The following is an 18,452-nucleotide window of genomic DNA, read 5'->3' as shown; positions in this document are numbered from 1 at the left end:
GCGTTCCCGGCACGGGCCGGGGCGGGGGAACGGCACCACCCGACCCGAACACCGATGGGAGGCCAGACGGTCATGCGCCGCAGCGCCACGGTCTACTTCGCCTCGTACGGGCTGTCCCTGTTGGGCAAGGGCATCGCCAGCGTCGTGATGCCGCTGCTCGTCCTGGACCGCACCGGCGACGTCCTGGCGGCGGGCGTACTCGCGACCGCGTCCACGGCGGCCTCCGCTCTGGCCGGGCTCGTCTGCGGTCTGATCGTGGACCGGATCGACCGCCGCTGGGTCTCGGTGGTCTCGGACCTGCTCGCCGCCCTGTCGGTGGCGGCGCTGCCGGTCGTCGACGCCCTGTGGGGCCTGAACATGGGCTGGTTCCTGGCCCTGGGCGTCGTGGGGGCGGTGATCCGCGTGCCCGGGATGACGGCTCAGGAGACGCTGCTGCCCGCCCTGGCCCGGCTCGGAGTCGACCGGCCGGGCGGGCGAGGCGGTCGGCGCGGGCGGTCGGCGGCCGCAGGGCCGGGGAGGCTGGACCGGATGATCGCCACCCGCGAGACCATGGGCAACGTCCTGCTGCTGGCCGGTCCCGGCCTGGGCGGGCTGCTCGTGGGTCTGCTGGGGCTGTCCTCGGCGCTGCTGCTGGTGACCGCCGCCACGAGCCTGCTCGCCGCGGCCATGACCCTGCTGCTGGACCCGCGGGCCGGTCGGGTCGTCCGGCGGTGCCCCGACCCGGCCGGGGCCGCCGACGCCTCCGGTGCGGCCGCTGTCGGCGGCCCGGTGCGCCGGGCGGTGACCGACCTGCTGGACGGGTGGCGCTTCCTGGGCCGCACCCGGCTCCTGCTCGGCACCACCCTGATCAGCGCGGTGCTCGTCGCCGTCCTGAGTTCGCTGCAGACCACCCTCATGCCCGCCTACTTCACCGGTCAGGGGCTTCCCGGACTCACCGGGCTGACGCTGAGCGCGCTCGCGGCGGGCAGCATCGCCGGATCCGCGCTCTACGCCGCCACCGCCGGGCGGGTCCGCCGCCGCAGCTGGTTCGTCCTCGGCATGAGCGGCACCCTGGTCGGGTTCGGCGCGGTCGGCACCATGGCCTCCCCGTGGCTGGTGCTGGGCGCCGCGGCACTGGTCGGGCTGACCTTCGCACCGGCCTCGGCGGTGCTCGGCGTCCTGACCGTCGAGGCCACCCCGGACCACATGCGCGGCCGGGTCCTGGGGGCGCAGAACACGGTCATGCTCGCCGCGCCCGCCCTCACCAGTGCCCCGCTCGCGGCGGTGGCCACCGCGGCCGGGCTGCCCGTGGCCGGAGCCGTCCTCGCCGTGCTGGCGGGCGTCACGGCGGCCGCCGCCCTGGTCGCCCCGGTGTTCCGCTCACTCGACGGCCCGCGGGTACGGGAGGCGGCCGGCCCCGCCGAAGGTCGTCCGCGGCCCGCGGAGCGCACGTCCCCCGAACTCGCCCTCGCGGACGCCGTCCCCCACGCGCCGGACGCCCGCGCGGTGGAGGAACAGCCGGCGCGGGAGCGCGCGGAACGCACCGCCGACCGGTGAGCGGGCGCGGGGTCAGCGCCCCTTCCGACGGGGGAAGCGGTTTCGGACCGTGCGCCGCGAGGGAGGTTTCGGTGGGGCCGTGGCCTGTTCGGTCGGGCTCTCACGTGCGAAGATGTATTTTCTGGTCGAAAGATGGCACGGCGGGTAGGGATTCGTGAGACGAACGGCTGTCGTGCCGGATTCCGGGGTGCTGCCATGTCGGTGCAACACGCGTCCAACGAGCTGATGGTCTCCCTCGTGCGGGCCGGACACCTGGCCACCTTCGAGGAGCTGCCCGCACTCGTGGCCAAGAAGGCCGACGGCGCCGGGCTCTCCCAGGCGCGCATCTATCTGGCCGACCACCAGCAGCAGGTCCTGCGCGAGGTCACGGGAGAGGGCATCGACGCCCACCGGGGCGGTGAGGACCTGCTGGTGGACGACTCACCGGCCGGTCAGGCCTACGTCACGGGCGTGGCCGTGCGGATGGAGGACGAACAGCGCTACTGGGTGCCGGTCCTGGACGGCGCCGAGCGCCTGGGCGTGCTGCACGTGAGCTACGCGGGCGACCCCGACCGCTCGGCGATGCGCGACCTGGCCTCCATGGTGGCGCTGCTGGTCATCGCCAAGCGCTCCAACAGCGACGCCTACGCCCGGCTGATCCGCACCAAGCCCATGTCGGTCTCGGCGGAGATGCAGTGGACGCTCATGCCGCCGGGCACCTTCGCCGACTCGCGGGTGACGATCTCGGCCGCTACCGAACCGGCCTACGACAACGCCGGGGACTCCTTCGACTACGCCCTGGACGGGGAGATCGCCCACCTGGCGATGTTCGACGCCATGGGCCACGACACCGCCGCCGGGCTCATCGCGAACCTGGCCGTGGGGGCCTTTCGCAACGAGCGCCGCAAGGGCACCCCGCTGGCCGACGTCTGCCAGGGGGTGGAGAACACCCTGATCCAGGAGTTCGTGCGCACCCGCTTCGCCACCGCGATCCTGGCCGAGCTGAACATGGCCACCGGGGAGCTGCACTGGGTCAACTGCGGGCACCTGCCGCCGGTGCTCATCCGGGGCGAGGAGGTCCGCGACCTGGAGTGCGAGCCCTCCCACCCGCTGGGGATGGACCTGGGGCTGCCGGTGACGGTGTGCCGCGAACAGCTCGAACCCGGCGACCGGCTGCTGCTGTACACCGACGGCATCATCGAGGCGCGCGACTCCCAGGGGCGCGAGTTCGGCGTGGAGCGGTTCGTGGACTTCGTCATCCGCCACCAGGCCGACAACATGCCGGTTCCCGAGACGCTGCGGCGCCTGGTGCACGCGGTGCTGGAGTACCACCACGGCAGGTTCGGCGACGACGCCACGGTGCTCTTCTGCGAGTGGCACGGCTGACCCGGAGCTTTCGGCGCGAGCACGGTCCCGGTCGCGGGGGCAGCCATGAACAGCCCCCTCCACACACCCGCGGCGGGTGTCGACCGGGTCGGTGCGGTGAAGCGGTGTGCGGCGTCCGGGCGACGTGTGGCCCTTGGGGGTGGTGTGCGGGGAGTCGCCCGAAGGGCGGGTGGGACGCCTGGCACAGCGAGTGCGCGGGACGGGCTGGTGGGCTGGTGGCGCCGCCCGCTACGCAAGGGATGAGAGCGCCCTGGACGCTCCGCGCGGCACGTAGAATCCGCCCATAACACGCGGGCAGGACAACAGAATCCGGGGTGTGGCGTGGCGGAGATGGTGCACGTGGTCGTTCCGGTGTTCGCCGTGGTGGCGACCGGTCTGTTCGCCGGGTTGTTCTTCGCGTTCTCGATCGCGGTGATGCCGGGTCTGCGCAGGTCCGGGGACCGGGCGATGATCGAGGTGATGCAGGGGGTCAACGTCGCCATCCTCAACCCGTTCTTCGCCGTGGTCTTCATCGGCGCCCCGGTGGCGGTGCTGGCCTGCGTGGTGCTCTACGCCAGTGTCGGCGCGACCGCCTCCGCCGTATGGTCGGGGGCGGCGCTGCTCTGCCTGGTGGCGGCCCTGGTGTCCACCTTCGCGGTCAACGTCCCGCGCAACAACGTCCTGGACCGGCAGGGCCCGGCCGAGCGGATCGCGGACCCGGCTGCCGTGCGCGCCGCCTTCGAGCCGGTGTGGGTGCGCTGGAACAACGTGCGCACCCTGACCTCCCTGGTCGCGCTCCTGTGCACGGTCCTCGCGCTGCGCTGACCCCGGCGTACACCCGCCAGCACAAGTCCCTGCCCCCGCCCCGCCGGAGCCCCCGAAGCCCCGGCGGCCGCCGGGCGGGGCGGGAAAAACCCGTTGCGCACCGGCGGCGCGTGGATGATGCTCGCGCCTATGAGCACACAGCGCGCGGACATGTTCCTGGCCCCGGACGAGGACCCCCGCGAGGGCCGCCCCCGCCCCGTCGGCGAACGCGCCGTGCTGGTCGGGTTCCTGCACCTGCAGCGCACGACCCTGGAGCTGAAGTGCTCGGGTCTGGACGCCGACGCGCTGGCCCGCCGTTCGGTGCCGCCCTCCACCATGTCCCTGCTGGGGCTGGTGCGGCACATGTCGGAGGTGGAGCGGGCCTGGTTCCGGTGCCGCCTGGGCGGCCGCGGCCGCGAGCAGGCGCCCCTGCACTACGCCAGCGCGAGCCAACCCGACGGGGACTTCGACGGGGCGGTGGCCGATCCGGCCGTGGTGGAGGAGGCCTGGGCGACGTGGCGGTCCGAGTGCGCCCGCACCGACGCGTTCGTGGCCCGCGCCCCCGACCTGGAGAGCTCCACCTGGACCGACCCCCACAACGACCGGGTGTGGGACCTGCGTCAGGTTCTGGTGCCCATGGTGGAGGAGTACGCCCGCCACAACGGGCACGCCGACCTTCTGCGCGAGCGCCTGGACGGCCGCCGGGGCCAGTAGCCGGCTCCCGGCTCCGGCGCGGCGAGGACCCGGCCCTCCCCTCCCACCCCCCGGGGCCGGACGCTCCGCCCGGCCCCGTGACGGGCGGGACACGCGCGCCCGCCCCCCGGGGCGGACGAGCCGTCCGGTCGGGCCCCTGGGGGCGGGGCCGTTGTTCCCTCCGGGGTCAGACCCCGGCGGTGGCCTGGCCCTGCATCCCCGACAGCAGCGCACGCACGTCCCGCACGCACCCCCCGCAACCCGTCGTGGCCCGGGTCCGGTCGGCGATGGCCTCGCGGGTGCGCGCCCCGTCCAGCCAGGCCTGTTCGATCTCGGTGCGGCTGACGGCGTTGCACCGGCACACCAGCGCGTCGGCGGCCGCGCCGTCGGCCTCCTCCGCGGCGGCGGTCGGCAGCCCCTGGAGCAGCGCCAGGCGGTCGGCGGGCACCGGGGCGCCCGTGTCGTAGAGCTGGGCCAGGGTCGCGGCGGCCTCGGGGAAGCCCAGCAGCACCGCGCCCACCACCTTCTCCTCACGCACGGACAGCTTGGCGTAGCGGCCGCCGTAGGGGTCGCTGATGGTCACCGTCTCCAGGTCGTCGGCGTCCTCCTCGTGCACCCGCCCGAACGCGGTCAGCTCGATCCCCTCCGCCTTGAGCCGGGTCAGCGGCCTGGCTCCGGAGTAGAGGGCGTGCGGCGCGGCGCCGGTCAGGCGCCGGGCCAGGACGCCGGCCTGCTCCCAGCCGGGCTGGATGAGTCCGGCGCCGCCGCCGGGGTGCTGGGCGCAGTCGCCGATGGCGTGCACGCGGGCGTCGGAGGTCGCCAGGCGGTCGTCCACGATGACGCCGTGCTCGACCTCGATCCCGGCGTCCTTGGCCAGTTCGATGTTGCCTCGCACCCCGGCGGTGACCACCAGGGCGTCGCCGGGCAGCACTCGGCCGTCGTCCAGCTCCAGGCCGGTGCCCGGAACCCAGCGGGCGGCCACCCGCCAGGAGTGCACGGTCACGCCCAGCGCGGCGTAGCGTTCGGCCAGGATGCGCGCGGCGGGCTGGTCGATCTGGCGGCGCATGATCCAGGGCGAGGACTCCACCACCGACACGCGCATGCCGCGTCCGACCAGGCCGCGGGCGGCCTCCAGGCCCAGCACGCCCCCGCCCAGGACCACCACGGGGGCGCCCGGGCGGGCCAGGGCGAGCAGCCTCTGGCAGTCGTCCAGGTCGCGCAGGGCCGTCACCCCGTCGCCGGGGGCACCGTCGGGCCCGGCCACGCCGGTGACCGGGGGGAAGGAGGCGCGCGCTCCGGTGGCCAGGACGAGTTCGTCGTAGCCCAGTGTGCTGCCGTCGTCCAGAGTGAGGGTGCGCCGCTCGGTGTCCAGGGCGGTGGCGGTGGCGCCGGTGCGCACGGTGACGCCAGGGGTGTCGGGGACGGGCAGGCGGATCTGTTCGGGGGTGTAGTCCCCGGCGACCACGCCCGAGAGCAGGACCCGGTTGTAGGCGGGGTGGTGCTCGGTGCCGACCACGCTCACGTGGACCCGTTCTCCGGTCGGGTCCAGGCGTGCGGTCTCCTCGGCGAAGCGGGCACCGACCATCCCGTTGCCCACGACCACGATCTGGCGCGGGGACGCGCCCTGCACGGTGCTCAACTGCTGCCTCCTGGTGTGTGCGTGTCCTCGGGTTCCAGCCGCACCGCGCTCACCTTGAACTCGGGCATGCGGCTGGTGGGGTCCAACGCCGGGTTCGTCAGGTTGTTGGCGGACTGGGCGCCCGCGTAGTGGAAGGGCAGGAACACCGTGTCCAGGCGGGCGGCGGGCGCCAGCCGCACCCGGGCGCGCGTGTGGCCGCGCCGGGAGGTGACGCGGGCCCAGTCGCCCGCGGCGAGACCGGCGCGCGCGGCGGTGTCGGGGTGCACCTCCACATACGCCTCCGGTTCGGCCCGGTCCAGTTCGTTGACGCGGCGGGTCTGGGCGCCGGACTGGTAGTGACCCATCAGCCGTCCGGTGGTCGCCACGAGGGGGTAGTCGGCGTCGGTGTCCTCGGCGGGCGGCCGGTGGGCGACCGGGACGAGGCGGGCGCGCCCGTCGGGGTGGGCGAAGGCGTCCAGGAACAGGCGGGGCGTGGGCGGCTCCTGTGCGCGCACGGGCCAGTGCAGGGCCTCGCCCGAGGCCAGCCGTTCGGGGGTGACGCCGGAGTAGTCGGCGGCTCCGCCGTCCGAGGCCCGGCCCAGTTCGGCCAGGACGGCGTCGGGGTCGGTGGGGAAGCGGTCGGCGGGCTGGCCCAGGCGCACCGCCAGCGCGGAGAGCACCTCCAGGTCGGTGCGCACCCCCTCGGGCGGGGCGGCGGCCCGGGCCCGGCGCAGGACGCGCCCCTCCAGGTTGGTCATGGTGCCGCTCTCCTCGGCCCACTGGGCCACGGGCAGCACGACGTCGGCCATGGCGGCGGTCTCGGAGAGCACGAAGTCGGCGGCCACGAGCAGGTCCAGGGAGGCCAGGCGGGCGCGCACGCGCGCGGTGTCGGGGGCCGAGACGACGGGGTTGGATCCGAACAGCAGCATGGCGCGCGGTCCGCCGCCGCTGCCCAGGGCGTCGAGGAGTTCGAAGGCCGAGCGGCCCGGGCCGGGCAGGGTGTCGGGGTCCACGCCCCACACCCCGGCCACGTGGGCGCGGGCGGCGGGGTCGTCGATTTTGCGGTAGCCGGGGAGCTGGTCGGCCTTCTGGCCGTGTTCGCGCCCGCCCTGGCCGTTGCCCTGGCCGGTGATGCACCCGTACCCCGAGCCCCGGCGGCCGGGCAGGCCCAGCGCCAGGGCCAGGTTGATCCAGGCCGAGACGGTGTCGGTGCCCTTGGCGTGCTGTTCGGCGCCGCGTCCGGTCAGGACGTAGGCGGAGCGGTTGCGGGCGGCCCGGCCCAGAAGGTCGGCGGCGGCGCGGATGCGGGCGGCCGGGACGCCGGTGACCTGTTCGGTGCGCTCGGGCCACCAGGCGGCGGCGTGCTCCCAGGCGGACTCGAACCCGGTGGTGCGCTCGGCGAGGTACTCCTCGTCGCACCAGCCCTGGACGCGGGCGGCGTGCAGCAGCCCCAGGGCCAGGGCCAGGTCGGTGCCGGGGCGGGGGGCCAAATGGATGCCGCCGCCCGAGAGCGCGACCTGGGCGGTGGCCGAGCGGCGGGGGTCGATGACGATGAGGGTGGGCGAGGACAGGTGGCCCATCATCGGCGGCATGGTCTCGGCCGGGTTGGCCCCGGCCAGCAGGACGGCCTCGGCCTCGCCGACGTCGGTCAGCGGGAAGGGCATCCCGCGGTCCAGGCCGAAGGCCCGTGTGCCCCCGGCGGCGGCCGAGGACATGCAGAACCGGCCGTTGTAGTCGATCTGGGAGGTGCCAAGGGCCAGGCGGGCGAACTTGCCCAGGGTGTAGGACTTCTCGTTGGTCAGGCCGCCGCTGCCGAAGACCGCGACGGTGTCGGGTCCGGACTCGGCGCGCAGGGCCAGCAGGCGTTCGGCGACGTGGTCCAGGGCGGTGTCCCAGTCGGTCTCGACCAGGTCGGCGCCGCGGTCCTTGCGCACCAGGGGGCGGGTGAGCCGGTCGGGGACGGTGACGACCTCGGCGGAGGTCCACCCCTTGCGGCACAGTCCGCCGCGGTTGGTGGGAAAGGGCGCGGGGCGGGCGGCCAGGCGCCCGTCGGGGCCGGGCTCCAGGTGCATGGCGCACTGGAGCGCGCAGTAGGGGCAGTGCGTGGTGGTCATCGGTTGGCGCTCTCCACGCTGGCGGCGCCGGCCGGGGAGGCGGCGGGGCGGCGCAGGTAGACGGCCCAGGTGACGGCGGCGCACGCCAGGTAGAAGGCGCCGAAGACGACGAAGGCCGGGGCGGTGGATCCGGTGGCGGCGAAGGACTCGCGGAAGGCGATGTTGACGCCCACCCCGCCCAGGGCGCCGACGGCGCCGATGAGGCCGAGCACGGAGGAGGCCACGCGCTTGGTGCGGACCAGGGCCTGTTCCCGGGGTTCCCCGGCGGCGATGGCGTCCTCGGCGCGGGCGGCGTACAGCGAGGGGATCATCTTGTAGGTGGAGCCGTTGCCCAGGCCGGTGAGGACGAACATCACCGCGAACGCGCCGATGAACAGGGCCAGTTGGGCGGCCTGGACGGAGACCACCAGGACGGCGGCGCAGGCGGCCATGGCCAGGAAGACCCACAGGGTGACGCGGGCCCCGCCCAGGGAGTCGGCCATTCTGCCGCCCACGGGGCGGATCAGGGAGCCGATGACCGGGCCGAGCACGGCGATGGCGGCGGACTGCACGGGCGCCAGCCCGAACTGGGACTGCAGCAGCAGGCCGAAGGCGAACCCGGTGCCGATGAAGGAGCCGAAGGTGCCCACGTACAGCAGCGACATGATCCAGAAGTGGCGGTCGCGGACGGCCGACAGTTGCGCGGAGACGTCGTTGCGCACGTGGACCAGGTTGTTCATGGACCGGTACGACCACCAGGCGGCCAGCAGGATCAGCGGCGCGTAGAACAGCGGGACCAGGTACCCGGCGGAGGTGGTGAACAGGGCGATGACGGCCAGGCCCACGAGTTGCACGGTGGCCACGCCGATGTTGCCGCCGCCCGCGTTCAGGCCCAGCGCCCACCCCTTCTCCCGTTCGGGGAAGTAGGAGTTGATGTTGGCCATGGAGGAGGAGAAGTTGCCGCCGCCCACGCCCGCGGTGGCGGCCAGGACCAGCAGCAGCCAGAAGGGGGTGTCGGGGTCGCGGACCAGGAAGAAGGCGGCGACGGTGGGCACGGCCAGGGTCAGGGTGGAGATGACCGTCCAGTTGCGTCCGCCGAAGGCGGGTACGGCCAGGGTGTAGGGCACGCGCAGGATCGCGCCGACCAGGGTGACCACCGACAGGAGCAGGAACTTCTGCTCGGGGGTGGTGGAGAAGCCGTGCTCGGGGATCATGAAGAGCACGAGTACCGACCAGATGCTCCACACCGAGAAGCCGATGTGCTCGGAGGCGATGGAGGCCCACAGGTTGCGGCGGGCCACGCGTCGTCCGCCGCCGTTCCAGAACCCTTCGTCCTCGGGGTCCCAGGCGGAGATCCAGCTCTTACCGGTGCGCGGTGCGCGCGGGCCAGTCTCAGAGGCCACGGCCGTGCCTTCCTGCTTGACGGCTGCTGACGAAACCGAAGGTAGGGAGCCCGCGTTGCCTGGAGGTGTCCAGCCGTAACACGCGGGAAACAGTCGGCTCACCCGGAGGGCGCGGCCGCGGTGAGAAGCCCTGTCCCGCCTGGTGGGAGGGGGTGGGGGCGTTCGCGGCGCGGCGGGCTCCCCGGTGGCCGTTGTGGCGCGAATCACCGCCGGTGGCGGAGGCCGCCCGTCGGCGTTCCCGCGCCGGGGCTCCCGGGTGCGGCGGACCGCCGTGGGCAGGCGCCGCCCTGGGAAGGTATCGGAGATCCGTGCCGTCGAGGGAACGGAAAGCGCGGGTTGTGGCCGGAAACCGACCGCTTTCCTCCCTAGCGTGGGGGCACTGGTGTCGAGCACGAGGAGTCCGTCATGCGTATCGCCGTGACCACACCCACCGGCAACGTCGGCCGCCACGTGGTGGGCGGCCTGGTCCGCGCGGGCGTGCGCCCGCGCGTGCTGCTGCGCGATCCGGCCCGGTTGGACCCGGCGCTGGCCGACTGGGTCGACCCGGTGGCCGTGGACCAGCGCGACCCGGACGCGGTCCTGGCCGCGACCGTGGGCGTGGACGCGCTGTACTGGGTGAGCCCGCCGGTCCCGGCCGAGGACCCGGTCGCCGAGCACGCCCGGATGGGCGCGCACGCCGCCCGCGCCGTCACCGCCAACGGGGTCCCCCGGGTCGTCTTCCAGAGCAGCGTCGGCGCGGAGAAGCGCGGCGGGGCCGGGGAGATCGACGGGCTGGCCCGCACCGAGCAGTTGCTGGAGGGGACCGGAACGACCGTGGCACACCTGCGGTGCGGCTTCTTCTTCACCAATCTGCTGATGGAACTGGACGCCCTCCGGTCGGGCACCGTCTCGGTGGTGTTGCCCGTGGACCGTCCGATGCCGTGGGTGGCGCCGCGCGACATCGCCGACACGGCGGTGGGCCTGCTGCTCAACCCCGACCTGGCGGGCCGGACCGTGCGGGCCGTGCACGGCCCCGCCGACCTGAGCTGGGAGCGGGTCGCGGCCGTGGTCTCCGAGGTGACGGGGCGCCGTGTGCGCGCCGAACGTGTTCCCGACGAGCGCATGCGCGGGGTGCTCGCGGGCGCGGGTCTGGGGCCCGGCTCCGTCGAGGCGGTCATGGGCATGTCCACCGGGTTGCGGGAGGGCTTCACCCCAGAGCAGCCCCGTACCGCGGCGACCACGACGCCGACCACCCTGGCCGCCTGGTGCCAGGACGAGCTGCGGCCCCTGCTCTGACCCCGTGGGCGCGGTGACGGCGCCGTCGGGCCGGGCCCGCATCGGAGCGGTCGGTCCAGTGCACAACGGTTCGTGGAGAGGACACCGGTGTGTGTACGATGCCCACATGCGTTCCTGAGAGTTCCGGTCCCCATGTGCGCGGCATACGGCCCCGTGGGGTGTAACCCTTCCTCCAGCCCAGGACGCCCGTGCTCCTTCTGCACCCCCCGGTTTCGCGCGCATCGTCCCCGCCGCCTCGTCCGTTCGTCCCAGCCGCCTCGTCCGTGGTGCGCCTCCCCTCCCGTCCGCGGCCCTCCCGCTCGCGGGGCGGGCGCTCGCGCCCGCCTTCCACGAGTCCGGCCGACGGAACAACCACGGAGGAGAAACCATGATCGACACCGGCCTGGCCGACCAGACCGTCCTGGTCACCGGAGGATCCGGCAACATCGGTGCGGCGATCAGCCGCGCCTTCGCCGCCCAGGGGGCACGCGTGGCGATCCACCACCTCGACCGGGACCCGCCCTCGCCCGCGGGTACCGCCCGGGCGCACATCACTCCCGCGGCGGAGGCGGCGGCCGCGCTCGCGGAGGAACTCGGCAACGGCTCCTTCGCCGTCAGCGCCGACCTGTCCGAGCCGGACGGAGCGGTCCGGCTGGCGCGTGAGGTCGCGGACCGGGCGGGCCCGGTCAACGTCCTGGTCAACAACGCCGCCCACTGCGAGACGCCCGACACCGTCGACACGCTGACCCACGCGTCCCTGGAACGCCACTACCGGGTGAACGCCATCGCCCCCGCCGTCCTCATCGCCGAGGCGGCGCGGCTGCGCAGGGGAAGGGAGCCGTTGTGCGTCGTCAACGTCACGACCGACGCCGCACGGGCCTTTCCCGGCCAGACCGGCTACGGCACGTCCAAGGCGGCGCTGGAGGCGGTCACCAGGTCCACCGCGCTGGACCTGGCGGCGCGCGGCATACGCGTGAACGCCGACGCGTGAGGACACCGCCCCGGGCGCCGCGCCCGGGGCGGTGCGGTGCTCAGGAGCCGGGGGCCGTGGCGCGCATGGCGTCGGCGATCCAGGAGTAGGGCAGAGTGTCCTCCTCTGGCGGAGTCCCATTGACCGCCGCCACCAGGGTCAGGTACCGGCCGTGGGTGTCGTCGTAGACGGGGTCCTCGGAGGCGGCGTCCTCCTCGGCGATCTGGCGCTCGATATCGGGGATCTGCCGGAACGCCTCGGCCATCCGGTCGCGGCCCTCGGGGGTGAGCGGGGTGTCGGACACTCCCGCGGCCTCCTCCATGAAGCGCGTGATGGCCTTCTGGGTCCGGGGGGAGCGGGGTGACTCGCCTTCGTGGTGCGCGGCCAGGACCTCCTTCATGAGCGCGGTCCCGCTCCCGTACATGAAGTCCTGGAACCGCGGGCTGGCGATGCTCCGGCCCACGTCCGTGGAGTAGGTGTCGCGCAGGTAGGTGCGGACCTCCTCGCAAAACTCCGGGTCCCGCACCAGGTCGGCCAGTTCGATCCACGCCTCCAGTTGGGCGGCCGTGGGGTCCGCGGGCAGGACCGGGCGCATCTCGCGCAGCCGGTCGACGAAGCCCTCGGGGACGTCCAAGCCCTCGCCGACGTCGTTCCAGAAGTCGTCGATGACCTGCTCGCGCTCCTCGTCGGTCATCGAGACGAGCTTGTGCATCAGGTCGGCCCGCGCGGTCGTGGCGCCCTGCCTGATCAGGGTCCGCAGCACCGCTCTCCTGGCCCGCAGGGTGCGCTCCTGGCGCTCGACCACCTCCAGGTGGGTGGTGAGCAGGTCGTGCAGGGTCGTGCCGCCCGCGAGCAGTCGGCGGATCTCCTCCAGGTCGGTGTCCAACTCGCGCAGGGTGCGGACGAGTTCCAGGCGGGCGATGGTGTCGATGTCGTAGAGGCGGTGGCCCGCGTCGGTCAGGCGCGCGGGCTCGACGACTCCGGCGTCGGCGTAGAAGCGGACGGCGCTGACGCTCAGGCCGCTGCGGCGCGCGGCGTCTCCGATGGGGTACAGCTCGTGGTCGTGCATGGGAGCCACTGTGGTACCTCAAGCAGCTTGAGATGCAAGCCGGTGGACGCACGGGTTCGTACGGGGCGCGGGCCGACGCGGTCGCGCTCCCCCGCCGCATGACATCTGTCATGCCCGACCCGTGCGGACCGCACAGGCAACACATGATCCATGACACTCCGTCACGGGCTTGCTCCGGTCTAGGTTCGAATCAGGGAACGGCGATCCACGAGGCGACAGGGAGCCCGAGATGTTCGAGGAACGGCGTCGGCGTCGGGCCGTGCGGCGGGTCGGGCCGGGGAACGGGCGTGCTCTGAAGCCCTTCCGCTGGTGGCAGCTGACCTCCCGCGCCCTGTTCTACCTCGCGCTTGGCGACGCCGACGGTCGGCGGACGGTCTACGCCGTCCACGTCAACCACACGCAGCGGTTCTTCTCGGAGGACGGCAAGGGCAGGGCCGACCTGTACCTCGACGGCAGGCACCACGCCGAGGCCCGGCTCCCCGCCGTCTTCCCCGTGCGGGGCGGGGTGATCGAGGTGGCGGCGACGGCCTTCGGCCTGCGGCGCTGCCACTACGTCACCGACGAGGGGAGCGAGCACCAGCTCGTTCCGGACCCGCGCTCCGGCGAGGGGCGCCGCGCGCGCCTGGAGCGCGAGCACCCCGTGCTGAGCCGCTGGATCGGGGTCCTCTCGCTGCTCCTGCTCGTCGTGCCCGCTGCGCTGCTCGTCCCCCAGCTCGTCGAGGTGGCCTTCGAGCTGCCGCCCGTGGCCGAGCGCTTCGGGACGTTCACCTCGCCCGTTGACCTGCCCGTGTGGCTCAACACCGCGCTCGGTCTGGGCGCTGCGGCGGCCAGCGCGGAGCGCGCGCTGCGCCTGCGCTACAACTGGCTGCTGGACTCCGCGGCCCAGGGGTGAGGAAGGTCCGACCGGCCGGGGGATCACCGCCGCCGGGGGCGTGGAGGCCCGAACCGGGACCGGACACACGGCCTCCGGCGACGGCTATTCGCCCTTGTCGGTGGTCTTCTTGTCGGCGGCCACACCGAAGACGACGCCCATGGACAGGCCCATCGCCACACCGAGCGCCAGGTTGTCCATGAGCAGGCCGAAGGAGGTGCCGAAGCAGACGCCGAGCGCCAGCCCCAGTGCGAGGTGGTTGTTCTTGTCCCTGCCCTTGTTCATGTGTCCCCTTTGTAGCCGCGTGTCGGTTCTTGGACGCGGGGGTGCCGTCCACGGTTCCCCGCGAGGGGACTCCTGTTCACTGCGGCGGCTCCAAGGCCGCAGCGACGTGCTTGCGGGCGCTGTCGTAGATGATCTGGCTGCGGAAGCTGGCCACCTCGCGGCGCTGGGTGAGCCGGTCGATGAGGAAGCTGTGCAGCGCGTCCAGGGAGGGCACGGACACGTGCACCAGGAAGTCCTGCTCCCCCGCCACGACGTAGACCGCCAGCACCTCGGGCAGGGCGAACATCGCGCCCTTGAAGCCCTCGATGACCTGGCGGCTGGGCGGGCGCAGCTGCACCGACACGAAGGCCTCCACCTCCCGGTTGAGCGCGGCCGGGTCGATGTCGGCGTGGTAGCCCCGGATGACCCCGCGCCGGTGCAGCAGGCGCACGCGTTCCAGGCAGGTGGAGGGCGCCACGCCGAGCTTGTGCGCGAGGGCGCGGTTGGTCTGCCGCGCGTCCTGCTGGAGTTCGCGCACGATCGCCGAATCAAGTTCATCCATGGCCCCCACGGTAGCCCCTCGGTCGAATAGTGTTCGGTCCCGCAACCATGGGTGCGACCGTATGACTAGGTTCTGCACCGTTCACAAGACATATGAACGGGGTAACCATGGGGATGTCCACCAAGATCGTCGTCGTGCTGCGCGGGGGCCTGGAGCCCGCGCTCGCCGCCAACGCGGGGGTGGTGCTGGGCCTGGCGCTGGGCGGGCGGATGGAGAACTCGCTGGCCGCCGACGGCAAGGACGCGGGCGGCGGACTGCACGCCGGGCTCAACCCGCACCCGGTGCCGACCCTGGTGGCCTCGGCGGAGCAGTTGCGCCAGCTCAAGGCCGGGGCCGACGAGCGCGACCTGACGGTGGTGGGCTTCAACGAGGTGGCCCGCCGCTCCCGCGACTACGTCGAGTACCTGGACGCCCTCGCGGCCACCGAACCGCAGGACGTGGAGTACGTGGGGGTGGCCGTCTTCGGGGCGCGCAACGCCGTCAACAAGCTCACCGGCAAGCTGGCGCTGATGCGCTGATGCAGGTGGTCGTGGTGTGACGGGGCGCGGATCGGGGGATCGGCGCCCCGCCGCCCCGGCGGGGAGGAGCACGCGCCGTTCGCGGCCGGGGAACCGGCGGCGTCGGACGGGCGGGGACTTCGGGGCCGGTCACACGCCTCCGGCGAGTTCCTCCAGCTCCCGGTAGGAGGACACGGTGCGTACCTGTTGCTCGGTGAGGCGGTTGATCCGGGCCCTGGCCGCCCGCGCCTGTGCTCCCGTGGGCAGCAGACCCCGGTGGATCTCGGACAGGGACAGCTCCCAGCCGCACACCGCCCTGGCCGGGTAGCGGTACCACTGGCGCACGACCACCGAGCCGACCCGGACCGCGTGCTCGTTGCCCGGGGGAACGTTCGGGCGGTCGGGCTCCCGGGCCAGGTAGCGGTGTCCGTCGGCCAGGTCGCAGGGCCCGCAGCCCAGCTCGCCCGACCCCAGGGCCCGCCCGCACTCGGGACACACCAGGCGGTCCATGGCCGCGTCCACCACCCGCCAGGTGAACTGACCGGGGTCGGAGAGCACGAGTTCGGCCAGGTCGCGTTCGGCGTCGCCGCCCGGCTCGGCGTTCCACTCCGCGCACGCCTCGGCCCAGGCGCGGTCGGTCTCCGCGCGGACGAGGCGCATCGTCTCGGCCAGTTCCGGGGTGCGCCAGCCGTCGCGGGTGGGTGTCATGCCCCGCACGCTAACCCGGTCCGGCCGTCGCGTGCTACGGGTTTTGCCTGCTCTCGTCTTTCCCCGTCCCTGACCCGGCCCGGCTCAGACCAGGTGGCGACCGGGCGGGGGCCGTCCAAACCCCTGGCGGGCTCGGGCGGCCCCTGCCTCAGAGCGGGATCAGCACCAGGTGACGACGCCGCCGAACCGGCCAGCGAAGCGTTCGACGTCGCCGAAGGAGTGGATGCCCGAACCCTCGATCGGGCGGGCCAGTCCCCCGCCGGTCGGGTGGAAGACGCCGAAGTAGGCGTGCACGAGCTCGTCGGTGTCCTCGTCCCACATGTCGACGTAGAACGCGCGCGGGCGGTCCTCGGAGACAGGGGTCTGGTAGGCAGGAGCCGGATCGAGATGGAGCGAGAGCATGTTGATATCCGTGTGCTTGCCTTCGAAGCGGGAGCGCACGCGAGCCCGAACGGGTCTTTCAACATCTACCGGATGGCGAGTCCCTACCCGGAAGTCGCCTACGTGGAGACACCCCAAGGAGCCCTCTACATCGAAAGCCCTGATTCTGTGCCGATGATGGAAATGTACGATCAGCTGTGGGAAGCCTCCCTCAGCGCCGAGGAATCGGCCGCGTTCATCACCACGCTCAGCGAGGAACTGAAGTGACCGAGAATACGACGCAGCACCCCACCTCCGAAGAGCTGGAAGGTGTCGCCTGGCACATCAGCAGCTTCAGCGCTGACCGGGGTGGAAACTGCGTCGAGGCCGGTCCCCTCAACGACGGTTCGGGGCGGGTCGCGGTCCGCCACAGCCACTTCCCCGACGGCGCCGCGATCATCTACACCCGCGCCGAATGGGAGGCCTTCACCCAGGGCGTCCGCTCCGGAGAGTTCGACTTCCACCAGTAGGCAACGCCCTCACCCCCCGGCCGATCTGCTGTGAAGGGCCCGGCGAAACCCCGCCGGACCCTCCGCATCACATCACCCGGCGGGGTCAGCCGCCGTGTGCGGCCGACTGGCCGACCAGATCGGACGCGGACGCCCCCGGGGCCAGCGTCAGCCGGTCCCACGAGGCGACGTCGCGCTGGAGCTGGCGGTCGTGGGTGGCGAGCACCACCGCCGCCCCGGTGGCGCCGAGGGCCTCGGTCAGCTCGTCCACGAGAGCGATCGAGAGGTGGTTCGTCGGCTCGTCCAACAGCAGCACATGCGGCCGGGACGCCAGCGCGAGCGCCAGGTCGAGCCTGCGCTGCTGCCCCATGGACAGCTCACGCAACGGCTTGTTCACGTCCGCCGACGAGAGCAGCCCCAGAGAACTCAGCGAGACCGTCTCGCTCTCCCGCACGACTCCCCCGCTCACGAGGCGTCCCAGGTGGGCGTTGAAAACCTCCCGAGCACGACGCGTCCCCGCCTGGGGCGACTCCTGCGTCAGCAGCCGCACCCGTGCGGTGCGCGCGGTGCGCACACCGCCGCCGGTCGGTCCGATCCGCCCGGCGAGCGCTGACAGCAGCGTCGACTTGCCCGCCCCGTTGGCCCCGGTGACCACCAGCCGCGAACCGGAGTCGAGGGACAGGGTGACCGGCTGCTCCAGCCTCCCCGCGACGGTGACCTCCTCGGCCCTGACCAGGGTCACGCCGGGCAGTGCCGCCAGCTCCGGCATCCGGAACCGCAGCGGGGGCGGCGGCATGGTGACCGCGTGCGCCTCCAGGTCGTCGCGCCGACGGTGGACGGAGCGCACGAGCCCGGGCGCGCGGGTCGCCCGTCGGTGCTTGCCGGTGCCCTTGTCCGGACGCCAGCCGCTGACCAGCCGGTTCTGCGCCTCGGACAGGTCCTGGGTGAGTCGGGCGTGCTCGGCCCGCTGCTGTTCGTACTCGGCGGCCCAGCGTTCGCGTTCGGCGCACCGCCCCTCCTGGTACCCGGCGAACCCGCCGCCGTAGACGCGGGGCCCGCCGTCGCGGCTCGGGTCGAGGTCGAGCACCGTCGTGACCACGTCCGAGAGCAGGGCTCGGTCGTGGCTGACGAGCACCACGCCGTTGCCGTGCCCGCGCAGTTGGGCGGCCAGGAAGTCGAGCCCGGCGGCGTCGAGGTGGTTCGTGGGCTCGTCCAGCAGCAGGAAGTCGTGCGAGGCGCCCAGCAGGCAGGCCAGCCGGACGCGGTAGCGCTGGCCCACCGACAGCTCCGCCAGCGGCCGGGAGCGGTCGGTGACGGCGCCCAGGTTCTCCAGGGCGAGGTCGACGCGCCGGTCGGCGTCCCAGGCGTCCAGCACCTCGGCGGCGTTCAGGGCCGCGGCGTACTCCTCGGCGGCCAGGGGATCGCCCGCGGCCAGCCCCGCGGCGCTGGCGTCGAGCGCGGCCAGGGCCGCGCGGGCGTCGGCGAGTTCGACGTCGATCAGGTCCCCGACGGTACGGCCGCCGGTCGCCCGCATCTCCTGTTCGGCGACGCCGAGGGTGCCGATGCGCCGCACGCTCCCGGAGTCGGGTTCGAGCGCGCCGGCGAGGATGTGCAGCAGCGTGGACTTGCCGCGGCCGTTCTCGCCCACGACTCCCCAGCGGGATCGCGGTGTGACGGTCATGTCGACACCGGAGAGGACCGTGCGGCCGCCGCGGTCGATGTGGACGCCGTTCGCGGTCAGTTGCGCCCGCTCACCGGCGGGCAGCACGAGTTCGGGGTTGAGGGTGGTCACTGTTCCTCCGAACAGAGCTCCGCCCGGCGCGGTGGCGGCGGGGTGTGCGGGAGCTCTTCGAGCTGACGGAAAAGACCCGGGAAGCGGGTCGGTGCTCACGTCGGG

Annotated in this window: 19 protein-coding genes; 10 read left to right on the top strand and 9 right to left on the bottom strand. The window is 73.5% G+C overall.

The window, feature by feature from the left end:
- Positions 1-54: 54 nt before the first annotated feature.
- The 4 genes from PV789_RS15345 (at position 55) to PV789_RS15330 (ending at position 4,398) form a co-directional block, all read left to right on the top strand.
- Positions 55-1,536: an MFS transporter gene (locus PV789_RS15345; protein WP_274973256.1), complete on the top strand. Its 1,482-nt coding sequence runs from the start codon at positions 55-57 to the stop codon at positions 1,534-1,536.
- A gap of 195 nt (positions 1,537-1,731) precedes the next feature.
- Entirely contained in the window at positions 1,732-2,901 is a 1,170-nt protein-coding gene (locus PV789_RS15340) for a PP2C family protein-serine/threonine phosphatase (protein ID WP_274973255.1), read from the top strand.
- Positions 2,902-3,222: 321 nt separating this feature from the next.
- The gene (locus PV789_RS15335; RefSeq protein ID WP_274973254.1) at positions 3,223-3,705 is read left to right on the top strand and encodes an anthrone oxygenase family protein; all 483 of its coding nucleotides are present in this window, start codon (positions 3,223-3,225) and stop codon (positions 3,703-3,705) included.
- Positions 3,706-3,834: 129 nt separating this feature from the next.
- Positions 3,835-4,398 (top strand): DinB family protein, encoded by a 564-nt coding sequence (locus PV789_RS15330; protein ID WP_274973253.1) that lies wholly within the window; start codon positions 3,835-3,837, stop codon positions 4,396-4,398.
- A 166-nt stretch (positions 4,399-4,564) separates the two neighbouring features.
- Here PV789_RS15330 and PV789_RS15325 read toward each other — a convergent pair whose 3' ends face one another.
- The 3 genes from PV789_RS15325 to PV789_RS15315 are packed head-to-tail and all read right to left on the bottom strand — an operon-like array spanning position 4,565 to position 9,491.
- Positions 4,565-6,016: an FAD-dependent oxidoreductase gene (locus PV789_RS15325; protein WP_274973252.1), complete on the bottom strand. Its 1,452-nt coding sequence runs from the start codon at positions 6,014-6,016 to the stop codon at positions 4,565-4,567.
- The gene (locus PV789_RS15320) at positions 6,013-8,109 is read right to left on the bottom strand and encodes a molybdopterin oxidoreductase family protein (RefSeq protein WP_274973251.1); all 2,097 of its coding nucleotides are present in this window, start codon (positions 8,107-8,109) and stop codon (positions 6,013-6,015) included. The genes PV789_RS15325 and PV789_RS15320 overlap by 4 nt, the downstream gene beginning before the upstream one ends.
- Positions 8,106-9,491: an MFS transporter gene (locus PV789_RS15315; protein WP_274973250.1), complete on the bottom strand. Its 1,386-nt coding sequence runs from the start codon at positions 9,489-9,491 to the stop codon at positions 8,106-8,108. The genes PV789_RS15320 and PV789_RS15315 overlap by 4 nt, the downstream gene beginning before the upstream one ends.
- Positions 9,492-9,896: 405 nt before the next feature.
- Between PV789_RS15315 and PV789_RS15310 the strand changes: the two genes are divergently transcribed.
- Together PV789_RS15310 and PV789_RS15305 are read left to right on the top strand one after the other, a co-directional pair.
- Complete coding sequence (locus tag PV789_RS15310; RefSeq protein ID WP_274973249.1) at positions 9,897-10,766, top strand: NmrA family NAD(P)-binding protein; 870 nt, start codon at positions 9,897-9,899, stop codon at positions 10,764-10,766.
- A gap of 367 nt (positions 10,767-11,133) precedes the next feature.
- Positions 11,134-11,736 carry an SDR family NAD(P)-dependent oxidoreductase gene (locus PV789_RS15305; protein WP_274973248.1) on the top strand — a complete coding sequence of 201 codons (603 nt, stop codon included), beginning with the start codon at positions 11,134-11,136 and terminating at the stop codon, positions 11,734-11,736.
- 40 nt (positions 11,737-11,776) lie between these two features.
- Here PV789_RS15305 and PV789_RS15300 read toward each other — a convergent pair whose 3' ends face one another.
- Positions 11,777-12,784: a MerR family transcriptional regulator gene (locus tag PV789_RS15300; RefSeq protein ID WP_274973247.1), complete on the bottom strand. Its 1,008-nt coding sequence runs from the start codon at positions 12,782-12,784 to the stop codon at positions 11,777-11,779.
- Between the two features lie 229 nt (positions 12,785-13,013).
- On the opposite strand from PV789_RS15300, the gene PV789_RS15295 reads away from it, so the two are divergent.
- The gene (locus tag PV789_RS15295) at positions 13,014-13,676 is read left to right on the top strand and encodes a hypothetical protein (RefSeq protein WP_274973246.1); all 663 of its coding nucleotides are present in this window, start codon (positions 13,014-13,016) and stop codon (positions 13,674-13,676) included.
- Between the two features lie 84 nt (positions 13,677-13,760).
- Here PV789_RS15295 and PV789_RS15290 read toward each other — a convergent pair whose 3' ends face one another.
- Complete coding sequence (locus PV789_RS15290; protein ID WP_274973245.1) at positions 13,761-13,940, bottom strand: glycine zipper domain-containing protein; 180 nt, start codon at positions 13,938-13,940, stop codon at positions 13,761-13,763.
- A 76-nt stretch (positions 13,941-14,016) separates the two neighbouring features.
- A complete protein-coding gene (locus tag PV789_RS15285; protein WP_274973244.1) occupies positions 14,017-14,481 on the bottom strand; it encodes an Lrp/AsnC family transcriptional regulator in 465 nt (154 codons plus the stop codon).
- Between the two features lie 107 nt (positions 14,482-14,588).
- On the opposite strand from PV789_RS15285, the gene PV789_RS15280 reads away from it, so the two are divergent.
- Entirely contained in the window at positions 14,589-14,999 is a 411-nt protein-coding gene (locus PV789_RS15280; protein ID WP_274973243.1) for a DUF2000 domain-containing protein, read from the top strand.
- 129 nt (positions 15,000-15,128) lie between these two features.
- Here the strand turns inward: PV789_RS15280 and PV789_RS15275 are convergent, their stop codons facing one another.
- Together PV789_RS15275 and PV789_RS15270 are read right to left on the bottom strand one after the other, a co-directional pair.
- Entirely contained in the window at positions 15,129-15,686 is a 558-nt protein-coding gene (locus PV789_RS15275) for a hypothetical protein (protein ID WP_274973242.1), read from the bottom strand.
- A 159-nt stretch (positions 15,687-15,845) separates the two neighbouring features.
- Positions 15,846-16,088 carry a hypothetical protein gene (locus PV789_RS15270; protein WP_274973241.1) on the bottom strand — a complete coding sequence of 81 codons (243 nt, stop codon included), beginning with the start codon at positions 16,086-16,088 and terminating at the stop codon, positions 15,846-15,848.
- On the opposite strand from PV789_RS15270, the gene PV789_RS15265 reads away from it, so the two are divergent.
- The gene (locus tag PV789_RS15265; RefSeq protein WP_274973240.1) at positions 16,074-16,334 is read left to right on the top strand and encodes a Scr1 family TA system antitoxin-like transcriptional regulator; all 261 of its coding nucleotides are present in this window, start codon (positions 16,074-16,076) and stop codon (positions 16,332-16,334) included. The two genes, PV789_RS15270 and PV789_RS15265, sit on opposite strands and share 15 nt — an antisense overlap.
- Entirely contained in the window at positions 16,331-16,576 is a 246-nt protein-coding gene (locus tag PV789_RS15260) for a DUF397 domain-containing protein (RefSeq protein WP_274973239.1), read from the top strand. Before PV789_RS15265 ends, PV789_RS15260 begins: the two co-directional genes overlap by 4 nt.
- Before the next feature lie 85 nt (positions 16,577-16,661).
- On the opposite strand, the gene PV789_RS15255 is transcribed toward PV789_RS15260, so the two are convergent.
- Entirely contained in the window at positions 16,662-18,347 is a 1,686-nt protein-coding gene (locus PV789_RS15255) for an ABC-F family ATP-binding cassette domain-containing protein (RefSeq protein ID WP_274973238.1), read from the bottom strand.
- Between the last annotated feature and the right edge of the window lie 105 nt (positions 18,348-18,452).

The organism is Nocardiopsis camelliae (assembly GCF_028993595.1).
Lineage (GTDB): Bacteria > Actinomycetota > Actinomycetes > Streptosporangiales > Streptosporangiaceae > Nocardiopsis > Nocardiopsis dassonvillei.
This window is presented reverse-complemented; position numbering and strand designations above follow the sequence as displayed.

What these genes read in the sequence shown, in the direction of transcription:
- PV789_RS15345 (WP_274973256.1), top strand. Translation starts at nt 55, where the DNA reads ATGGGAGGCCAGACGGTCATGCGCCGCAGCGCCACGGTCTACTTCGCC.
- PV789_RS15340 (WP_274973255.1), top strand. Translation starts at nt 1,732, where the DNA reads ATGTCGGTGCAACACGCGTCCAACGAGCTGATGGTCTCCCTCGTGCGG.
- PV789_RS15330 (WP_274973253.1), top strand. Translation starts at nt 3,835, where the DNA reads ATGAGCACACAGCGCGCGGACATGTTCCTGGCCCCGGACGAGGACCCC.
- PV789_RS15320 (WP_274973251.1), bottom strand. Translation starts at nt 8,109, where the DNA reads ATGACCACCACGCACTGCCCCTACTGCGCGCTCCAGTGCGCCATGCAC.
- PV789_RS15310 (WP_274973249.1), top strand. Translation starts at nt 9,897, where the DNA reads ATGCGTATCGCCGTGACCACACCCACCGGCAACGTCGGCCGCCACGTG.
- PV789_RS15305 (WP_274973248.1), top strand. Translation starts at nt 11,134, where the DNA reads ATGATCGACACCGGCCTGGCCGACCAGACCGTCCTGGTCACCGGAGGA.
- PV789_RS15300 (WP_274973247.1), bottom strand. Translation starts at nt 12,784, where the DNA reads ATGCACGACCACGAGCTGTACCCCATCGGAGACGCCGCGCGCCGCAGC.
- PV789_RS15295 (WP_274973246.1), top strand. Translation starts at nt 13,014, where the DNA reads ATGTTCGAGGAACGGCGTCGGCGTCGGGCCGTGCGGCGGGTCGGGCCG.
- PV789_RS15290 (WP_274973245.1), bottom strand. Translation starts at nt 13,940, where the DNA reads ATGAACAAGGGCAGGGACAAGAACAACCACCTCGCACTGGGGCTGGCG.
- PV789_RS15285 (WP_274973244.1), bottom strand. Translation starts at nt 14,481, where the DNA reads ATGGATGAACTTGATTCGGCGATCGTGCGCGAACTCCAGCAGGACGCG.
- PV789_RS15280 (WP_274973243.1), top strand. Translation starts at nt 14,589, where the DNA reads ATGGGGATGTCCACCAAGATCGTCGTCGTGCTGCGCGGGGGCCTGGAG.
- PV789_RS15275 (WP_274973242.1), bottom strand. Translation starts at nt 15,686, where the DNA reads ATGACACCCACCCGCGACGGCTGGCGCACCCCGGAACTGGCCGAGACG.
- PV789_RS15265 (WP_274973240.1), top strand. Translation starts at nt 16,074, where the DNA reads ATGGAGCGAGAGCATGTTGATATCCGTGTGCTTGCCTTCGAAGCGGGA.
- PV789_RS15270 (WP_274973241.1), bottom strand. Translation starts at nt 16,088, where the DNA reads ATGCTCTCGCTCCATCTCGATCCGGCTCCTGCCTACCAGACCCCTGTC.